We start from the raw sequence: 15,216 nt of genomic DNA, 5'->3' as shown, positions 1-15,216 counted from the left end.
TTATCTTTAAATAAGAATTTATGTTTCCACTTCGACGCAACAGACGTTTACGTACCAATGCTACCGTTCGCGGTTTGGTAAGAGAAAATATCATCACTGCCAACGATTTTTTAGTACCACTTTTTGTCGTAGAAGGCAAAGGTGTGAAGGAAGAAATTCCGTCTATGCCCAATTATTACCGACATAGTTTAGATACTTTAGTTGATGAGCTAAAATTGTTGTGGAGTTTAGGTTTGCGATCTGTATTGTTGTTTGTAAAAGTGCCTGACAATTTAAAAGATAATAAAGGAACAGAAGCGTTAAATCCAGATGGTTTGATGCAACGTGCTATCAAAGTGATTAAAAATACTTGTCCAGATATGATTGTCATGACTGACGTAGCATTGGATCCATATTCTTCTTTTGGTCATGATGGTATTGTGGAAGAAGGAAAAATTATCAATGACGATACGGTTGAAGTATTGGCAGAAATGAGCATTTCGCATGCAGAAGCTGGAGCTGATTTTGTAGCGCCAAGCGATATGATGGACGGACGTATTTTGAGCATTCGTGAAGCCTTGGAAGATGAAAACTTTACCGATGTTGGTATTATGAGTTATAGTGCCAAATATGCTTCGGCTTTTTACGGACCTTTCCGTGATGCGTTGGATTCTGCTCCTGGATTTGGTGATAAAAAAACCTATCAAATGGATCCTGCCAATCGTCATGAAGCGATGCGCGAAACCGAAATGGATATTGATGAAGGCGCTGATATTGTGATGGTAAAACCTGGAATGCCATATTTGGATATTGTACGAGAAGTCAAAAATGAATTTGATGTGCCAGTTGCTGTGTATCAAGTAAGTGGTGAATATGCAATGTTGAAAGCGGCAGCCGCGAAAGGTTGGCTAGATCATGATCAGGTGATGTTGGAATCGATTATGGCATTTAAACGTGCTGGCGCCGATATGATTGCAAGTTATTTTGCCAAAGACGTCATTAAATTATTATCTTAATACCAAAATGAAAGCTGCGATTTCCATATTTATATTTTTAATTTCTGCGGGAATGGCGGTGTTGTATCTTGTTAATGTAAAAGAATTACAAGTTGTTTCAACTATTGAGAAACAGCCACAATTTATTTGCGGTACGTACTCAATTTCTCCTCCATTAGATGAGAAAGCAACAGTTGGCAAACAATTATTTAAGGTGAATTGTGCTGCGTGTCATAAGTTACATTCAAAATCTACAGGTCCAGCATTGCGTGGTATTCATCAGCGTTACACTACTGTAGATATTATCAAATTTATGCGAAATGATTTTTCGAGCACTATAAAATATACTGATGAAAGAGGTTATAAGTGCACTTCATTTCCTAATTTATCAGACCAAGACATTCAATCTATTTTACTATATACTCACTAAAAACTTATGAAAAAATACATTTTACTTCTTACACTATTCGCGTCGTTTATCGCGAAAGCACAAGATACACCAATTACAGCGTTTCTTGAAAAATGGGAGAATTCTAAAAACTATTTAGTAGAAATGGCAGAAGCTATGCCAGAAGATAAGTATAGTTTTAAACCTACGGAACGTCAAAAAACGTTTCAGGAGCAATTATTACATATCAAACAAAATATGGATTGGTTGAGTTCTACGTATTTTTCAAAGGAAGAGAAAGATGCTAAAAAAGTAAGCTATACTACCAAAGCAGCAGTCATCAAAGCTATTACAGAAGCTTTTGACAATACCGCAGCAATTATCAAAAAAGCATCTCCTGAAGAATTGAAAGAAGTTGTCAAGTTTTTTGCAGGTCCAAAAACCAAGCTTCAAATTTTAAATTTATTGCAAGATCACGTTACACATCACCGAGGGCAACTCATTGTATACTTGAACCTAAATGATGTAAAACCACCGAGATATCGCGGTTGGTAGAAAGAGATAAAAAAAGAGTCTATATTGCTATAGACTCTTTTTCATTTACATAACTATTGCCAACTATTCTTTCAATAATTGTTTTACCGTAGTTTGGTTATCATCTGTAGTAATTTTACAAAAATAGATTCCGGTATTCCATCTTTGAATATTTATGTTGTGCACACCATCTTTAATTTGTGCTTTGTAATATGGAAGTCCTCTTACATCCGTAATTTCTAGGGCTACTGTTTTGAAATCTTTATAATTTTCTACTTTAATTTCTACTTTCGCTTTCCCTGGATTTGGAGACATTTTTACACGTACTGGATCTCCATGTGCATGTAATGATTGTACTGTAAATGGATGAGATCCTGAAGTTGCTGAAGTTCCATTTTCACAAAAAGCACGTACTGAAAAGCTATAATCTCCTGGTGCTAAATTTATAGTAAAGTTCGTATTTGTGGTGCTAAATGAATGTAATAATACACCTGTACTACTATACACTCTAATTTGATAATAACTTACACCTGCTTGTCCGTCCCATGATAAATGTGCTGGTCGTGTATTGGTTGGAATATGTATTCCTGTTGCACGTACATCCAATCCAGTAACTGGATCTATTCCGCAAACATCACATTGATCTGCTTGATACGCATATCCAATTCCTGTATTAATATCTACATTTCCATCACCATTAGCATCTGATAAATTATCCCAAGGTCCCCATAATGTTTGATGTGCAGAAATTGTATTTTGCAATCCAGTTGATCCTTGCGCTCCTAAAGATCCTGAAACCCACTTTCCGTATTTTTCCATACAACATTCAGGATTTGAATCATCGAAAGGTAAAATTGCCGACATTAAATAAGCACTTTTATGCTCTGAATCACTTACAAATTTCCCTTTTCCTTTTCCATAAATATATCCTTTAGAAATCATAGATACCGTTAAAATATGGTTTGGTTCTAAGGTAACTCCGCCATCATAACTCATGGAAAAGCTTCCATTTTCAGATCCATCTTGCTCTTCTTGATGGTGAATGTCTATAGGTGTTTGAAAAACTGTAATAATTTGATCTCCTACTTCAGAAATAGTATCACTCCAATCAATTCCGCTATCAAAATCCTCAACAACACCTGCAATTGATGAAGCTAAATCTACTACATTCATCCAAAATTCAGGATTCCATGTATCGTCTTGCGCTCTTGATAATTGGTATTGTCTTCCTCCAAGTACGGTAACTTCGGTATCTGTTAAATACTGATCAATGGCAAACAACGCTACATCGTCTTCTACAGCTGCAAAACAAGCATGATTTCCCCAACCTCCAGATGCAGTGGTAGAAACCCATGATTCTCCATAATACTTAGCTCTTAAGTAGATATTTTTAGAACATCCGCAATCTTCTGGGAACAAACCTCCATTGGTACAGATATAGTTAAATGACATACGTGCATAACTATTGGAAGAAACCTCATCACCTGTTATAGATTTTCCATATTCATACTCATTGTTTGTCGAAGGTGAGTTCAATCTCAATCGCTGACGTGTTGCTGTTCCTCTAATAGATTCTGCATACCAAGTAGTCAATCCACCTTGATTTTCTGGTGGCGAAAATTGATTGTAATAATTTGGCGCTACATCGTATGAAGAATTTACCGTAAGCATCGCACAATTACAATCGGTATCTCTCGATCCTCCACGTAACTCCTTTAAAAGTGCTTCTACTTTTGGTTGCATTTCCCTTGAAATGTTTTTCGTTTGTAAATACTTGTCTAAAGAAAGTTGTCCATCTCTTTTATTTTGCCAATCTTTTATTTGGTCAAATAATTCTTGAGAGATTTCAATATGATCTCCTTCAACTTTCACTTCTCGGTTTTCTTGTGCTTTTAGTTTAAATGTGGAAAGATTTACCACCGTTAAAATAAAAAACATTACATAACACTTTTGTAATAGTGTACGTTTAAAAATACTTTTTTTCATGATTAAATTGTTTTTTGGTTTGAAGCAAACTTAGCACGTGAAATCATTGAAAAAAAGTGGATATAATGATGTTTTATAAAGGAGTAACTTACGTTTTATAAAATGTCACCACTATTTTTTTACGCTAAAAAAGAGCTCTTAACGATAAAAACCTCCCAAAAAACAGAAACTTTATAGATTCGGACAGCATATCTAAAAAATTGAGAAAAATATTATCTAAATTCGCTATATACAATTTTTGAAATCCCATGACACTATTAATTTTATACGCAGTAATTTCTATTTTCTTTTCATTTTTATGTTCCATTTTAGAAGCTGTGCTGTTGAGCGTTACGCCAACTTTTGTTAATATCCAGAAGAAAGACGGAAAAGCATATGCCGATAATTTGAAAGCTTTAAAAGAAGATGTTGACAAACCTTTGATCGCCATTTTAACGCTAAATACTATTGCACATACTGTTGGAGCAATTTTAGTAGGAACAGAAGCAAAAAAACTATATGGCGAAGGTGATAACTACGGTGTTTTTATCATCTCTGTGATCATGACCATTCTCATTTTAGTGGCTTCGGAAATTATTCCGAAAACCATTGGCGCTATGTACTGGAAACAGTTGGCAAGTTTTACGACCAGAACGCTAGATTTTATGGTATTGATTTTAAAATACACAGGGATTTTGTGGATTTTACAATTGTTTACCAAAATTATTGGAAGTAAAGGTCATGGCGAAAGTGTATTGAGTCGTGAGGATTTTAGTGCTATGGCAGAAATTGCAACCGATAAAGGTGTTTTTCAAGAATCGGAAAGTAAAGTGATTCGTAACCTTTTAGGTTTTAAAGATATTTTAGTGAAAGATATCATGACGCCACGATCGGTACTAAAGATTGATACTTCCGACAAAACAATTCAACAATTTTATGATGAAAATCCAGATTTAAAGTTTTCACGTATTCCAATTCACGGAGAAAAATCGGATGATATTACAGGATACATTTTAAAAGATACGATGATGGAAGCCATTATTAATGGAAAAGGTGAAGAAACGCTGGCATCTATTAAACGTGAAATGTTGGTTACAAATAGAAATTTACCTATTCCGGAATTGTTTGAAAAATTAATTGAGCATCGCGAACATATTGCTTTGGTTGTAGATGAATACGGTTCTGTTAGCGGATTGGTAAGTCAAGAAGATGTCATTGAAACGCTGCTTGGTTTAGAAATTATGGATGAAAGTGATAATGTGGCCGATTTACAACAGCTAGCTAGAAAAAGCTGGGAAAAAAGAGCGAAGAAGCTAGGTTTGATAGAAAAAAACAACCCAGAAGAATAAATTCGACTGGGTATATTTATCATTGGTAAATTTTTTACTCAAATCACCAACTACTAACAACTTTCTTTTTTGTGTATTAATACATTATAAATTTACGAATTTTTTTTATAAATTATTGTTAATATATTAATTATTCATGCATAGCAAATCTATAAAAAAAATGCAGTTAATCTATAAATTTAGTAGTTTTATCGATGAATCATACATTTAAGTTCGATGAATACACATACAGCACATATTCAAACTCCTTTAGGCATTGCGAAAGTCGTTTCAAACGAAATTGGTATTCTCGAAATTTCGGTATTGGATGAAAAGATAAATATTGAAAATTCTGAGAGTTTTCCGCAAATTCTTAAAGATTGTATTCATCAATTAGAAGAATATTTTGCAGGAAAACGCACCGAATTTGATTTACATCTAACTCCAAAAGGAACCGATTTTCAACAAAAAGTTTGGAGTGAATTGAACAAGATTCCATTTGGAAAAACCTATTCTTATTTAGAGCTTTCAAAAAAGTTAGGAGACGTCAAGGCAATTCGTGCTGTGGCTTCGGCTAATGGAAAAAATCCGTTATGGATTGTAACACCTTGCCATAGAGTTATTGGAAGTGATGGATCGCTTACTGGATATGCTGGCGGATTGTGGCGTAAAAAATGGTTGCTAGAACATGAAAGCCCTGTAAAGCAACAATCTCTTTTTTAAAAATTATAATGATATTATTCTTTAAAAAACTTCCTTTTCTCCTGTTAGGAATCTTTTTATCTTTTTCTCACATAAGCAATTCTCAAAATCTTGTTTCGGATTTTAAATTGGATACGATTTCAACATCAAATCTGAAAAAAAGTATCGTGACTAATATTGAAAAAAATGCGTTGACCATAGAGCCTCATGCTTTGGCTTATTTAAATAGAGTGCTGCCACAGAAAAATGCTTATTCAATATCAGAAGCTTATAAATATTTAGGAAGAATTAATTACCATCTTAAAAAGTATTCAAAAGCGAATCAGTATTATGATCAAGCTATAAAAGCCATCAAAAAACAACATGCAATATATCCTAAAGAGCTGGTATTTCTTTTGAAACAAAAAGGACAAAGTTTTTTAGACACACAACAAATAGATTCTTCATATCATTATTATTCAAGAGCGCTAGACACTATCCATAAATATCGTTTAAATGACTTAAAAGTATCTATTCAAGCAAATATTGCGATGATCAAATCTGAAATTTCAGATTTTAAAGAAGCGTTGAAATTACATCAAAACAATTTACAGTTCTTAAAAAATATTAATCCCGAGAATTACACTTCATATAATAAATATGATGTAGAATATATAGCCACTTTATTGAATATTGCTACTGCACACAGAAGATTAAAAAACCTTGATAGTGCTAATATTTATAATGCAGCCGCATTACAACGCAATCAACAGGTATTAAATCAAACGTTAGCTCCACAAGTAAAAAGTATTCAGCATAAACTTAAAGGGCATTTATTAACAAATCAAGGTATTATTGCTTTTCATCAAAAATTATTTGACGAATCTTTACAATATTTTAGTCGCGCAAAAGCGATACAAGATTCTCTAAATATTCATAGTTTTTCTTTAGAGTGCGACCTTTTTAAAGGGAAAAATTATTTAATGAAGAAAGAATATGATACTGCCATCTATTTTGGAAAGAAAGCCATTAAAGGTTTTGAAAAAAAGTATCAATTTTCTTCCACAAGAAATCTATTAGATGCCTACTTATTGTTGAGTAATTGTTATGAAAAAATAGAAGATTATAAGCATGCTAATTTTTATTATGAGAAATATCGTCAACGATATGAACAAGTCTTAGATCCGCAAAAAATTCATGTACTGAATACTATAGAGAATGAATATAAGTCTAGTTTTTTAAGAAAGAGCAATAAGATTCTTGAAAAAAAGTCTTCCCTTTTATTGGGCATTGCTTTACTGTTGATATTGCTATTATTGGGAGGTTATTTGTTTCACAGAAGAAAAATTATTAAAAACAAAAGAGTCTTCGAAGAATTAATGCTAAAAATAAAGAATTTAGAAGCTCATAAAGAACAAAAAACAGTTCCTAAAACACATTCATCATTGCAAATTGATGAAAAAACAGTCCAAATTATTTTAGATAAATTGACTCGTTTAGAAGAAAATCATTTCTTCTTAGACAAATCGTATGATTTAAGCACAACCGCACAAAAAATAGGAACAAATACATCGTATTTATCTGCTATTATAAATCACTATAAGGCTAAAAACTTTAAAGAGTACATGAATGTATTAAAAATTAATCATGCCTTATTGACCTTAAAAGAAAATACAACCTACAGAAAATATGCAATTAACGCGCTCGCCACAGAATTTGGATATAATAGTACCTTAACTTTCTCTAGAGCATTTAAAAAATATTCAGGGCTTAATCCTTCCGAGTACATTCAAAGTTTAAATAAAAGCATTTAAAAACACTTCCCTAAAAGCATACATCATTTTATAAAATGATGCATATCCTATTTGGAAAAAATCAATGATCACCTTTAATTTATAATTATTATTAACATTAAAATGAAAGATCATGAAACACACGAAAAACACTAAGCTCACATTAAAAAAGCTATCATTAAACAAACATGTAATTATACAATTTGATGCCGTAAAAGGAGGATCAGAATTCAACACGCTTCTCCAAGGTCATCAAAGCTTGGATCAGTATACTTGTCCTCAAGACCTATAAGTTTTCATTTTATAAAATGATAGAGACAGTTCTTTTTTCATGCTATTTTTTAGTTTCAATACGAGTAAGTTTGAATCAAGCTTCACTCAAAATGAGGCGCTTATATTAATTACTAATTATTAAATTTTTAAATCATGAAAAAAAAGAATCTAAAAAAATTATTTCTTATTAAGACATCTATTTCTGAGATTGGTAAAAACAATTCAAGTAAAGTAAAAGGTGGAAGTGCTTTTGTATGCTCTAATGATTGTGATACAACGAGCGACACGGATACTTTAGGAATTCCAAAATCATTGATTATGTGTCCTGGAAATCCAAGTTTTTACCCTTGTCCTAATGAAAATCAAAATTAGGCTCAAACACACTTGATTTGACTTAAAAAGACTGCTTCTAGTTGAAGCAGTTTTTTTATCTTTATTTTTGTATAAAATTACACTGTAATGTACAAAACAGCGACCAATTTCTTAAAAAAATTCATGTCTACTGCGGCAATTTTCAAATACGGGTTCAATTTGTCGCCTATGTATCGTCGTACCACGGCACGTGTTATTGAAATTAGTGACGATTTGAAAGATGTAAAAATCAAAGTTCCCTTAAGTTATAAAAACAAAAATTATGTAGGCGCTATTTTTGGTGGAAGCATGTTTTCGGCAACCGATCCTATTTATATGATTCAATTGGTGCAAATTTTAGGAGAAGACTATGTAGTATGGGACAAATCGGCAACTATCAATTATAAACGTCCTGCGAAAGAGCATCTGTATTGTAAATTTAGTTTTACTGATGAAGAAATTGAAGCTATTAAAAAGCAAGTGGCGGAAACACACGAAATGACTATTGAAAAAACAACTTATCTTACCAATATCAAAGAGCAGGTTTTTGCAGAAGTCATTAAAACGCTTTACATTGCTGAAAAGTCTTTTTATAAAGAAAAGCTTAAAAAACGAAAACAGGCAAAGTCTTCCTAGTACAATTTTTCCTCATGAACGTGCTAAATAAAGACCTATGTTACAGAAAATTAATTTAGAAAACGTATTGTTTCTAGACATAGAAACAGTTCCTGAGTATCCGAATTATGACGATTTGGATGCGGAAGAAAAAACGCTTTGGGAACAAAAAACTACCTATCAACGCAAAGATGAATTTACAGCGGATGAATTTTACGATCGTGCCGGAATTTGGGCAGAATTTGGTAAAATCATCTGTATTTCGGTGGGTTATTTTGCCAATAAAGGTGATGTTCGACAATTTAGAACAACTTCATTTCACGGAGAAGAAGAACAATTGTTACGTGAGTTTAAAGCTCTATTGGAAACCCATTTTAACAGACCGCATCACTTGCTCTGTGCACACAATGGAAAAGAATTTGACTTTCCATATATAGCGCGTCGTATGATTATTAATAGAATTACCTTGCCTTTTAAATTGAATTTATTTGGTAAAAAGCCTTGGGAAATTGCACATTTAGATACCATGGAGTTGTGGAAATTTGGCGATTATAAACATTATACTTCGTTGCGTTTAATGACCAAAATATTGGGTATTCCTTCTCCAAAAGATGATATTGATGGCAGTCAAGTACGCAATGTTTTTTATGAAGAAGGCGATATTGATCGTATTATTACTTATTGTGAAAAAGATGTTATCGCTGTTGCGCAGATTCTTCTCAGATTGCGAAATGAACCCTTATTAGAAGCTGATGAAATGCTGCATGTTTGATGATTAGAGTTTTAAAACAACTTTACGAGAAAACCTGAATTATCTATTAAAAATCAATGATTTAACTATATTCGTTCTATTCAAAACTATTTCTATGAATTCGAAAACGTCCTTTATTTGTATACTATTTTTATGTATTGCAGCCTGTTCTTTGCAAAAATCAATATATAAAAACGAAACAACTATTGAAGAACTACGCAAAAACTCTAATGCAACTGTTGACAACTGGGAAAATACGGTAACGTCTGTAGATTTTTACAAAGAAGTACCAGAAACATATATTCCTGAAAGCGGTGTTCGTGGAAGATATGCTTTATATGACCAATTTTTTAGTATTTCTGCATTAGAAACCATTGTTGGCGAACGTGTATTTCTAAAAAGTCCACATACGGATACTCCAAACTATAAAAGTAAAACCACGTTTGGTTATTACAATCCTCTATTTATCAAAAAACTTGAAGGCAACCTTCGATTTGTATTCGAAAATGAAAGCTTTGTTAAAAGTATGCAAGCACATTACGATAAAGAGCTAAAACAATACCTGCGCACTTATTACCTTTCATACAAAGTAGCCGCAAATAATGAAGAAATTATGGCTGGTTATTTGGCTGCTATTTCAGATCCTAAAAAACACGAATATATGGATGGGCGCATTAAAGGACCATCATTCTATTTGCAAGAAACATTTCGCGATTTTGCAAATTCTTTGGAAAAAGATGGTTATGATGTATATGAAGCATTTACATGTCCTGGCTTTTGGGTCAGAAGATCTATTGATGGTACCGCTGATGAGTTTTATGCACTATTAAATCTTACACTACAAACCTTTGACCCAACATTTATAAATGCGCAAAAGTAAGTTTTTATACTGCCAATTCTGGCTTGTGTAAACTAACTACAGTAAGTACCGCAGCTCCATTAATCCAATAGTAATACGCGTCTATTCCTTCAAAAGAAAAAATAAAAGGCGCTGTAATGAATACGATGGCAACTGCAAAATCTACAACCAGATGCATTTTGTAAGAAACGATACGAAATACACCTAAGTGATGATTTGTCAACAATGTTAAAATAAATGCTGCAACACCTGTTGTTACTGATAAATAGAATGCAATGTTATTGGAGCTTCCTAAGTTTAATAAAAATGGTAAAACTATTAAAGCGATTGCTACTGGGTAATCTAAGAACGCGTGAATTCTTTTTGTTATAAATTTCATGTTATTTAATTTGAGCGATTATTAGATTACAAAGATCAGAGAAGAAGCAGCTTTGTATGCTACAAAAAAAGGACTAAGAATTGTACTTTTTTAAGTTTGATGGATTCGGGGAAAGACAAGAAATAAAAAAGCCCAAACAGTTACGTTTGGGCTTTTAAGCACTCTAAATTTATTTACTAGTTATTATTGCTTAATAAATTTCTTAGTTACGGTCTGCGATCCTGCATTGATTTGAATCATATACACACCAGCTTGTAATTTTTGAACATTGATAGTTCCAGAATTTACATTTCCTTTTGCAACTTGCTGTCCTACCATATTTGTAATAGTATAACTTGCGTCATCTTGTGTGGTGATTACATTTAATGTTCCTCCTTTTACAGGGTTTGGATATATACGAACTTCAAAAGAAGATCCGAATCTATCATCACTTGTAGTGGTTACATAATTACTTGTAGCTGTTGTTCCAGGAGCTGTCAAACAGAAGTTTGTAGTATCTGATGATGCAAACGATCCTCCAGAAGCTAAGGTTGCTCCACTATCACTATTTGTAAGTGTAAACGAACCATTTCCGAAGCTACAGCAAATTCCGTCACCATAGGTATCATTGATCGTAAAGTCATAACATCCGTCGTCTAAACATCCAACATCAATATTTAAAGTTGATCCATCTGCTTGAGAAGCATACGTTCCTCCTGAAGCTACTACTGTTCCACCACTATTTGTGATTTGCCAGCTAGTTTCTTCTGGGTAATTATCAAATGTGATTGATAATGAAACATTCGAACAAGAAGGTCCGCTTCCGCCACCAGTAGAAAGACTTACATCGTCAATAGCAATATCTGCTTGCCATGTAGATCCTGTAACTCTGTTGAATCGTAATTGAACTGTTCCACCTACATACGCAGCTAAATCTACACTTGCAGTTTGCCAAGAATTTCCTTTATTCCCTGTCTCACTCCATAAAGATGTCCAAGTAGCTCCATCATCATTACTTGCTTCTAAAGCAATACTTCCCATATCTGTAGCTCCAAACATGTGGTAACCAAATGCAAAAGTAGCTTGTGTTTCTCCACTTAAATCAAAACAAGGAGAATTTAAAATTGCTTGCTTCGTAGGATATCCTGTTCCATTTCCAGATGCTTCTACAAAAGTATAGTATGTTCCTTGCGTAGCACTTGATGGACCTGTATTGTTTGATGGTGTTGTTCCTGAAGTTATACTCCAATCAATATCATCTGCTGTAGACTGCGTCCATGCACCAAACGTATTTTCAAATCCTTCACTATATGGGAACGATGATACTTGACCTGCACAACTTCCAGTACTCGCTGCATTTACATTTACAGTTCTTGAAACTTGTGTTGCTGCATTTCCTGCCGCATCACTTACGTTGTAATTTAATGTATATGTTCCTTCAACCGAAGTATTTACAGAACCTGTTACTACAATACTTGAAGTTAAGTTTCCATCTACATTATCTGTTGCTGTTGCTCCTGGATCTGTAAAAGAGTCTCCTACAGTTAAGGTAATCGTAGCTGCTCCAGTTAATGTAATTACGGGTGCTTCTGTATCTGCTGAAGCGTCTACTGCAGTTACTGATAAATCATCTACAGCAATATCACTAGACCATCCATCTCCAGTAACTCCTACAATTCTTAGTTTTACACTCTGACCTAAATAAGCACTTAAGTTTACTGAAATTGTATTCCATTGGTTTCCTTTATTTCCTGAATCAGTCCATAAGTTAGTCCAAGTAGATCCATCTGTAGATCCTTGTACTGTTAATGATCCTACAGCAGTTCCATACATGTGATTTTTAAAGTCAAATGAAGCTGAAGATTTTCCTGCAAGGTTGAAACAATCACTTTCTAAAATTGCAGTAGCATTTGCTCCAATTTGTCCTGTACTTCCGTTTGTAGAAGCTTCAAGGAATAAATAGTTTGATCCTTGTGCTGCACTTGTTGGTCCTGTGTTTGAAGATGGTGTACTTCCGCTTGTTCGTACCCAATCTCCATCATCTCCGCCAACTTGCGTCCAACCATCATTAGATTCAAATCCTTCACTATACGGGAATGAATTTACGGTTGTTGTACAAAGCGGTGGCACATCTGCTGTGGTAAACGTTACAGACGAACTGTACGAAGAATTTCCACTAGAACACTTGCTACGTACTTGTACTTCATATGATGTAGAAGCTGTTAATCCGCTTAATGTTGTAGAATTTGAAGTAACTGCATTTGTTGTCCAAGAAGAAGTTCCTGTTGCTCTGTAGCGTACATCATAAGTTGCTCCTGCAACTTCCGTCCAATTTACATCTGCTCCTGAAGTTGTAATTCCTGAAGTAGCTACTCCTGTTGGTGTAGTTGCATTACACACTACTGGCGTTCCTGTTAATCCAGTTACAATTAGTGAGAAGTCTTGACTTCCACCTACTAAAGATCCTTTGTTTGTTACCGTAATTATATAGGTTCCAGAAGCTCCAGATACATCTACTCTTTCAAACGGATCTACATTGTTATCTTGTTGTGCACTTGTCGTTGCACCTGTTAGCTCATAAGGTAAATATGTTGTTCCACCTTTAGTTACTCTAATATCTAAGTCATTTACTAATACAGGAGTCGTAGAGTTTACCGTAGTATTAGACGTTCCTGCACGATCTGTCCAAGAAATCGATGCTAATAATGGATTTGTCCCATCCGAATCAACTGTAATTGTATACGTTTGTCCAGAAGTTAAGGTTAACTCTTCTATTTTAGATTCGCTTCCATTATTTGAAATTGCTTCTGCTGCACGTTTTGAATTCATTAATCCCCATCCAAAAACAGCGTCAGGTCCTGAAGCTCCTGCGTCATCCGCAGTATGTAAAACAACTCCTTTGATAGTAGCTGCTCTTGCAAAAGAACTATTTGTGTTATTGTAATGTTGTTGTAATAACAATACAGAACCCGCTACATTTGGTGATGCCATCGATGTTCCTGAAATAGAGTTATACGCAGTATCACTATTATCATACGTAGAATATACACCTGTTCCATTTCCAGTAATATCTGGTTTGATACGGAAATCATCTGTTGGACCTTCACTACTAGAACTGTTGATAGATACCGAAATTAAATTTCCATTGGCATCAATATTAGCATCTTGTGCATTGGCAACTACTAAATTGTTTTTAGATGTTGAATGTCCTGTTAGTTTATCAAATCCTGATCCACCAGTAGGATTGTTATTTGCTGTGTTATCATTTCCATCATTTCCAGCTGCTACAACCATTAAATAATTTGGTGCATTAAACAAGATTTCATCCCAATCGCGAGATTCATCAATATATCCACCAAAATAGTGTTGTGGTAATTGTACTTGTCCTGTATTTGGGTTTCTAAAGCCAAATCCATACGAGTGATTTGAAACTATCATTCCACTAGAAGCTTCATTTGTAGCTTCTGCTTTATCATTATTCCAATCGGCTGTTCTAGCATTTGCATGCGGAGCCATTCCTTTTGCATTTGCTTGTACTCCAGAAGCAACTATAGTTCCTGTAACGTGTTGTGCATGGAAACTATTTCCATTTAATGTAGAACCATCAATAATAGAGACTCTATTATTTCCTCCTGCTCCATCAAATTCTTGGTGAGTGATTCTGGTTCCACCACCATCCCAAACATTCGCAGTCATATTTTGTCCCATAAGGTTCAATCCTAATGATCCTCCTGAGTTTAAGTGATCTGTTCTTGTTGATCTAGCTGCATCAACATTAAATGTTGTGTAGTAAATTGGTCTTCCATCAACTACTTTTTGTAGCTCTAAAAACTTTCCATTTGGTGTTTGGATTTTTACATCCCATCCTTGTTGAGCTGCAATTCTATAAGCTTCTTCTTTTTCAGCTTGCGCTTTGTTTTGTAAAGAAGTTTCAATAGAAGTAAGTTTTTGTTTGTCGTAAGACTGGGTTAGTTTTTGCCTTTCTGCATTCGTTTGTGCAAAAGAAGATTGCGCAAAAAACATCCCAAAAGCTAGTAGGCCTAGCGAAAGGTACTTGTTCTTCATGTTTATTTTGGTTGTTATTAGGTTAATATTTTTTAATGAGGTAACTCTATCGACTCTATATACTATTAGGTGTGTTAAGTATATTTTTGACATTATAAATGTTGAATCTTTGAGTTATTTTCATTAAAACGTTGCGAAAGTGTTAATTTTTTGTCAATTATTTAAACTATTTTCTAATTTTTCGACGAAATGCTTATTTTTTTAAGAAATTCTTACACACTTAATATTTTAAGTACAAGAGCTATGCTAAAACCTTACTTAATTTATAGAAAAATAAAAAT

General features: G+C 33.8%; 14 protein-coding genes. 11 read left to right on the top strand and 3 right to left on the bottom strand.

What is annotated here, in order from left to right; translation table 11 throughout:
• Positions 1–20: 20 nt before the first annotated feature.
• The 3 genes from hemB to Q0845_RS20640 are packed head-to-tail and all read left to right on the top strand — an operon-like array spanning position 21 to position 1,917.
• Positions 21–995 (top strand): porphobilinogen synthase, encoded by a 975-nt coding sequence (gene hemB / locus Q0845_RS20650; protein ID WP_298517217.1) that lies wholly within the window; start codon positions 21–23, stop codon positions 993–995.
• Positions 964–1,404, top strand: a complete 441-nt coding sequence (locus Q0845_RS20645; RefSeq protein WP_298517215.1) for a cytochrome c — start codon at positions 964–966, stop codon at positions 1,402–1,404. Before hemB ends, Q0845_RS20645 begins: the two co-directional genes overlap by 32 nt.
• A gap of 6 nt (positions 1,405–1,410) precedes the next feature.
• A complete protein-coding gene (locus Q0845_RS20640; RefSeq protein ID WP_298517213.1) occupies positions 1,411–1,917 on the top strand; it encodes a DinB family protein in 507 nt (168 codons plus the stop codon).
• Between the two features lie 63 nt (positions 1,918–1,980).
• Here Q0845_RS20640 and Q0845_RS20635 read toward each other — a convergent pair whose 3' ends face one another.
• Positions 1,981–3,882, bottom strand: a complete 1,902-nt coding sequence (locus Q0845_RS20635; RefSeq protein ID WP_298517211.1) for a T9SS type A sorting domain-containing protein — start codon at positions 3,880–3,882, stop codon at positions 1,981–1,983.
• Positions 3,883–4,130: 248 nt separating this feature from the next.
• On the opposite strand from Q0845_RS20635, the gene Q0845_RS20630 reads away from it, so the two are divergent.
• The 8 genes from Q0845_RS20630 to Q0845_RS20595 all read left to right on the top strand — a co-directional run bounded on the left by Q0845_RS20630 (position 4,131) and on the right by Q0845_RS20595 (position 10,533).
• Entirely contained in the window at positions 4,131–5,210 is a 1,080-nt protein-coding gene (locus Q0845_RS20630) for a CNNM domain-containing protein (protein WP_298517209.1), read from the top strand.
• 216 nt (positions 5,211–5,426) lie between these two features.
• The gene (locus Q0845_RS20625; protein WP_298517207.1) at positions 5,427–5,912 is read left to right on the top strand and encodes a methylated-DNA--[protein]-cysteine S-methyltransferase; all 486 of its coding nucleotides are present in this window, start codon (positions 5,427–5,429) and stop codon (positions 5,910–5,912) included.
• Between the two features lie 146 nt (positions 5,913–6,058).
• On the top strand, positions 6,059–7,684 hold the full coding sequence (locus Q0845_RS20620; RefSeq protein WP_298517205.1) for an AraC family transcriptional regulator: 1,626 nt from the start codon (positions 6,059–6,061) through the stop codon (positions 7,682–7,684).
• Positions 7,685–7,796: 112 nt separating this feature from the next.
• Complete coding sequence (locus tag Q0845_RS20615) at positions 7,797–7,955, top strand: hypothetical protein (RefSeq protein WP_298517203.1); 159 nt, start codon at positions 7,797–7,799, stop codon at positions 7,953–7,955.
• 134 nt (positions 7,956–8,089) lie between these two features.
• A complete protein-coding gene (locus Q0845_RS20610) occupies positions 8,090–8,308 on the top strand; it encodes a hypothetical protein (RefSeq protein ID WP_298517200.1) in 219 nt (72 codons plus the stop codon).
• Positions 8,309–8,395: 87 nt separating this feature from the next.
• Positions 8,396–8,923 carry a DUF4442 domain-containing protein gene (locus Q0845_RS20605; RefSeq protein WP_298517198.1) on the top strand — a complete coding sequence of 176 codons (528 nt, stop codon included), beginning with the start codon at positions 8,396–8,398 and terminating at the stop codon, positions 8,921–8,923.
• 37 nt (positions 8,924–8,960) lie between these two features.
• Entirely contained in the window at positions 8,961–9,674 is a 714-nt protein-coding gene (locus Q0845_RS20600) for a 3'-5' exonuclease (protein ID WP_298517196.1), read from the top strand.
• Positions 9,675–9,768: 94 nt separating this feature from the next.
• Positions 9,769–10,533 carry a hypothetical protein gene (locus Q0845_RS20595; protein ID WP_298517194.1) on the top strand — a complete coding sequence of 255 codons (765 nt, stop codon included), beginning with the start codon at positions 9,769–9,771 and terminating at the stop codon, positions 10,531–10,533.
• A 4-nt stretch (positions 10,534–10,537) separates the two neighbouring features.
• Here the strand turns inward: Q0845_RS20595 and Q0845_RS20590 are convergent, their stop codons facing one another.
• Together Q0845_RS20590 and Q0845_RS20585 are read right to left on the bottom strand one after the other, a co-directional pair.
• Positions 10,538–10,891, bottom strand: coding sequence for a hypothetical protein (locus tag Q0845_RS20590; RefSeq protein ID WP_298517192.1), 354 nt, complete (start codon positions 10,889–10,891; stop codon positions 10,538–10,540).
• A 183-nt stretch (positions 10,892–11,074) separates the two neighbouring features.
• Positions 11,075–14,935, bottom strand: coding sequence for a S8 family serine peptidase (locus Q0845_RS20585; RefSeq protein ID WP_298517190.1), 3,861 nt, complete (start codon positions 14,933–14,935; stop codon positions 11,075–11,077).
• Between the last annotated feature and the right edge of the window lie 281 nt (positions 14,936–15,216).

This window comes from uncultured Kordia sp., assembly GCF_947489565.1.
In the GTDB taxonomy this organism is placed as follows: Bacteria; Bacteroidota; Bacteroidia; order Flavobacteriales; family Flavobacteriaceae; genus Kordia.
The sequence above is the reverse complement of the archived record's forward strand: the minus strand, read 5'-3'. Positions and strand labels throughout refer to the sequence as shown.

Coding starts and splice junctions, on each gene's coding strand:
- hemB (WP_298517217.1), top strand. CDS start 21: ATGTTTCCACTTCGACGCAACAGACGTTTACGTACCAATGCTACCGTT.
- Q0845_RS20640 (WP_298517213.1), top strand. CDS start 1,411: ATGAAAAAATACATTTTACTTCTTACACTATTCGCGTCGTTTATCGCG.
- Q0845_RS20635 (WP_298517211.1), bottom strand. CDS start 3,882: ATGAAAAAAAGTATTTTTAAACGTACACTATTACAAAAGTGTTATGTA.
- Q0845_RS20630 (WP_298517209.1), top strand. CDS start 4,131: ATGACACTATTAATTTTATACGCAGTAATTTCTATTTTCTTTTCATTT.
- Q0845_RS20625 (WP_298517207.1), top strand. CDS start 5,427: ATGAATACACATACAGCACATATTCAAACTCCTTTAGGCATTGCGAAA.
- Q0845_RS20615 (WP_298517203.1), top strand. CDS start 7,797: ATGAAACACACGAAAAACACTAAGCTCACATTAAAAAAGCTATCATTA.
- Q0845_RS20610 (WP_298517200.1), top strand. CDS start 8,090: ATGAAAAAAAAGAATCTAAAAAAATTATTTCTTATTAAGACATCTATT.
- Q0845_RS20605 (WP_298517198.1), top strand. CDS start 8,396: ATGTACAAAACAGCGACCAATTTCTTAAAAAAATTCATGTCTACTGCG.
- Q0845_RS20600 (WP_298517196.1), top strand. CDS start 8,961: ATGTTACAGAAAATTAATTTAGAAAACGTATTGTTTCTAGACATAGAA.
- Q0845_RS20595 (WP_298517194.1), top strand. CDS start 9,769: ATGAATTCGAAAACGTCCTTTATTTGTATACTATTTTTATGTATTGCA.
- Q0845_RS20590 (WP_298517192.1), bottom strand. CDS start 10,891: ATGAAATTTATAACAAAAAGAATTCACGCGTTCTTAGATTACCCAGTA.
- Q0845_RS20585 (WP_298517190.1), bottom strand. CDS start 14,935: ATGAAGAACAAGTACCTTTCGCTAGGCCTACTAGCTTTTGGGATGTTT.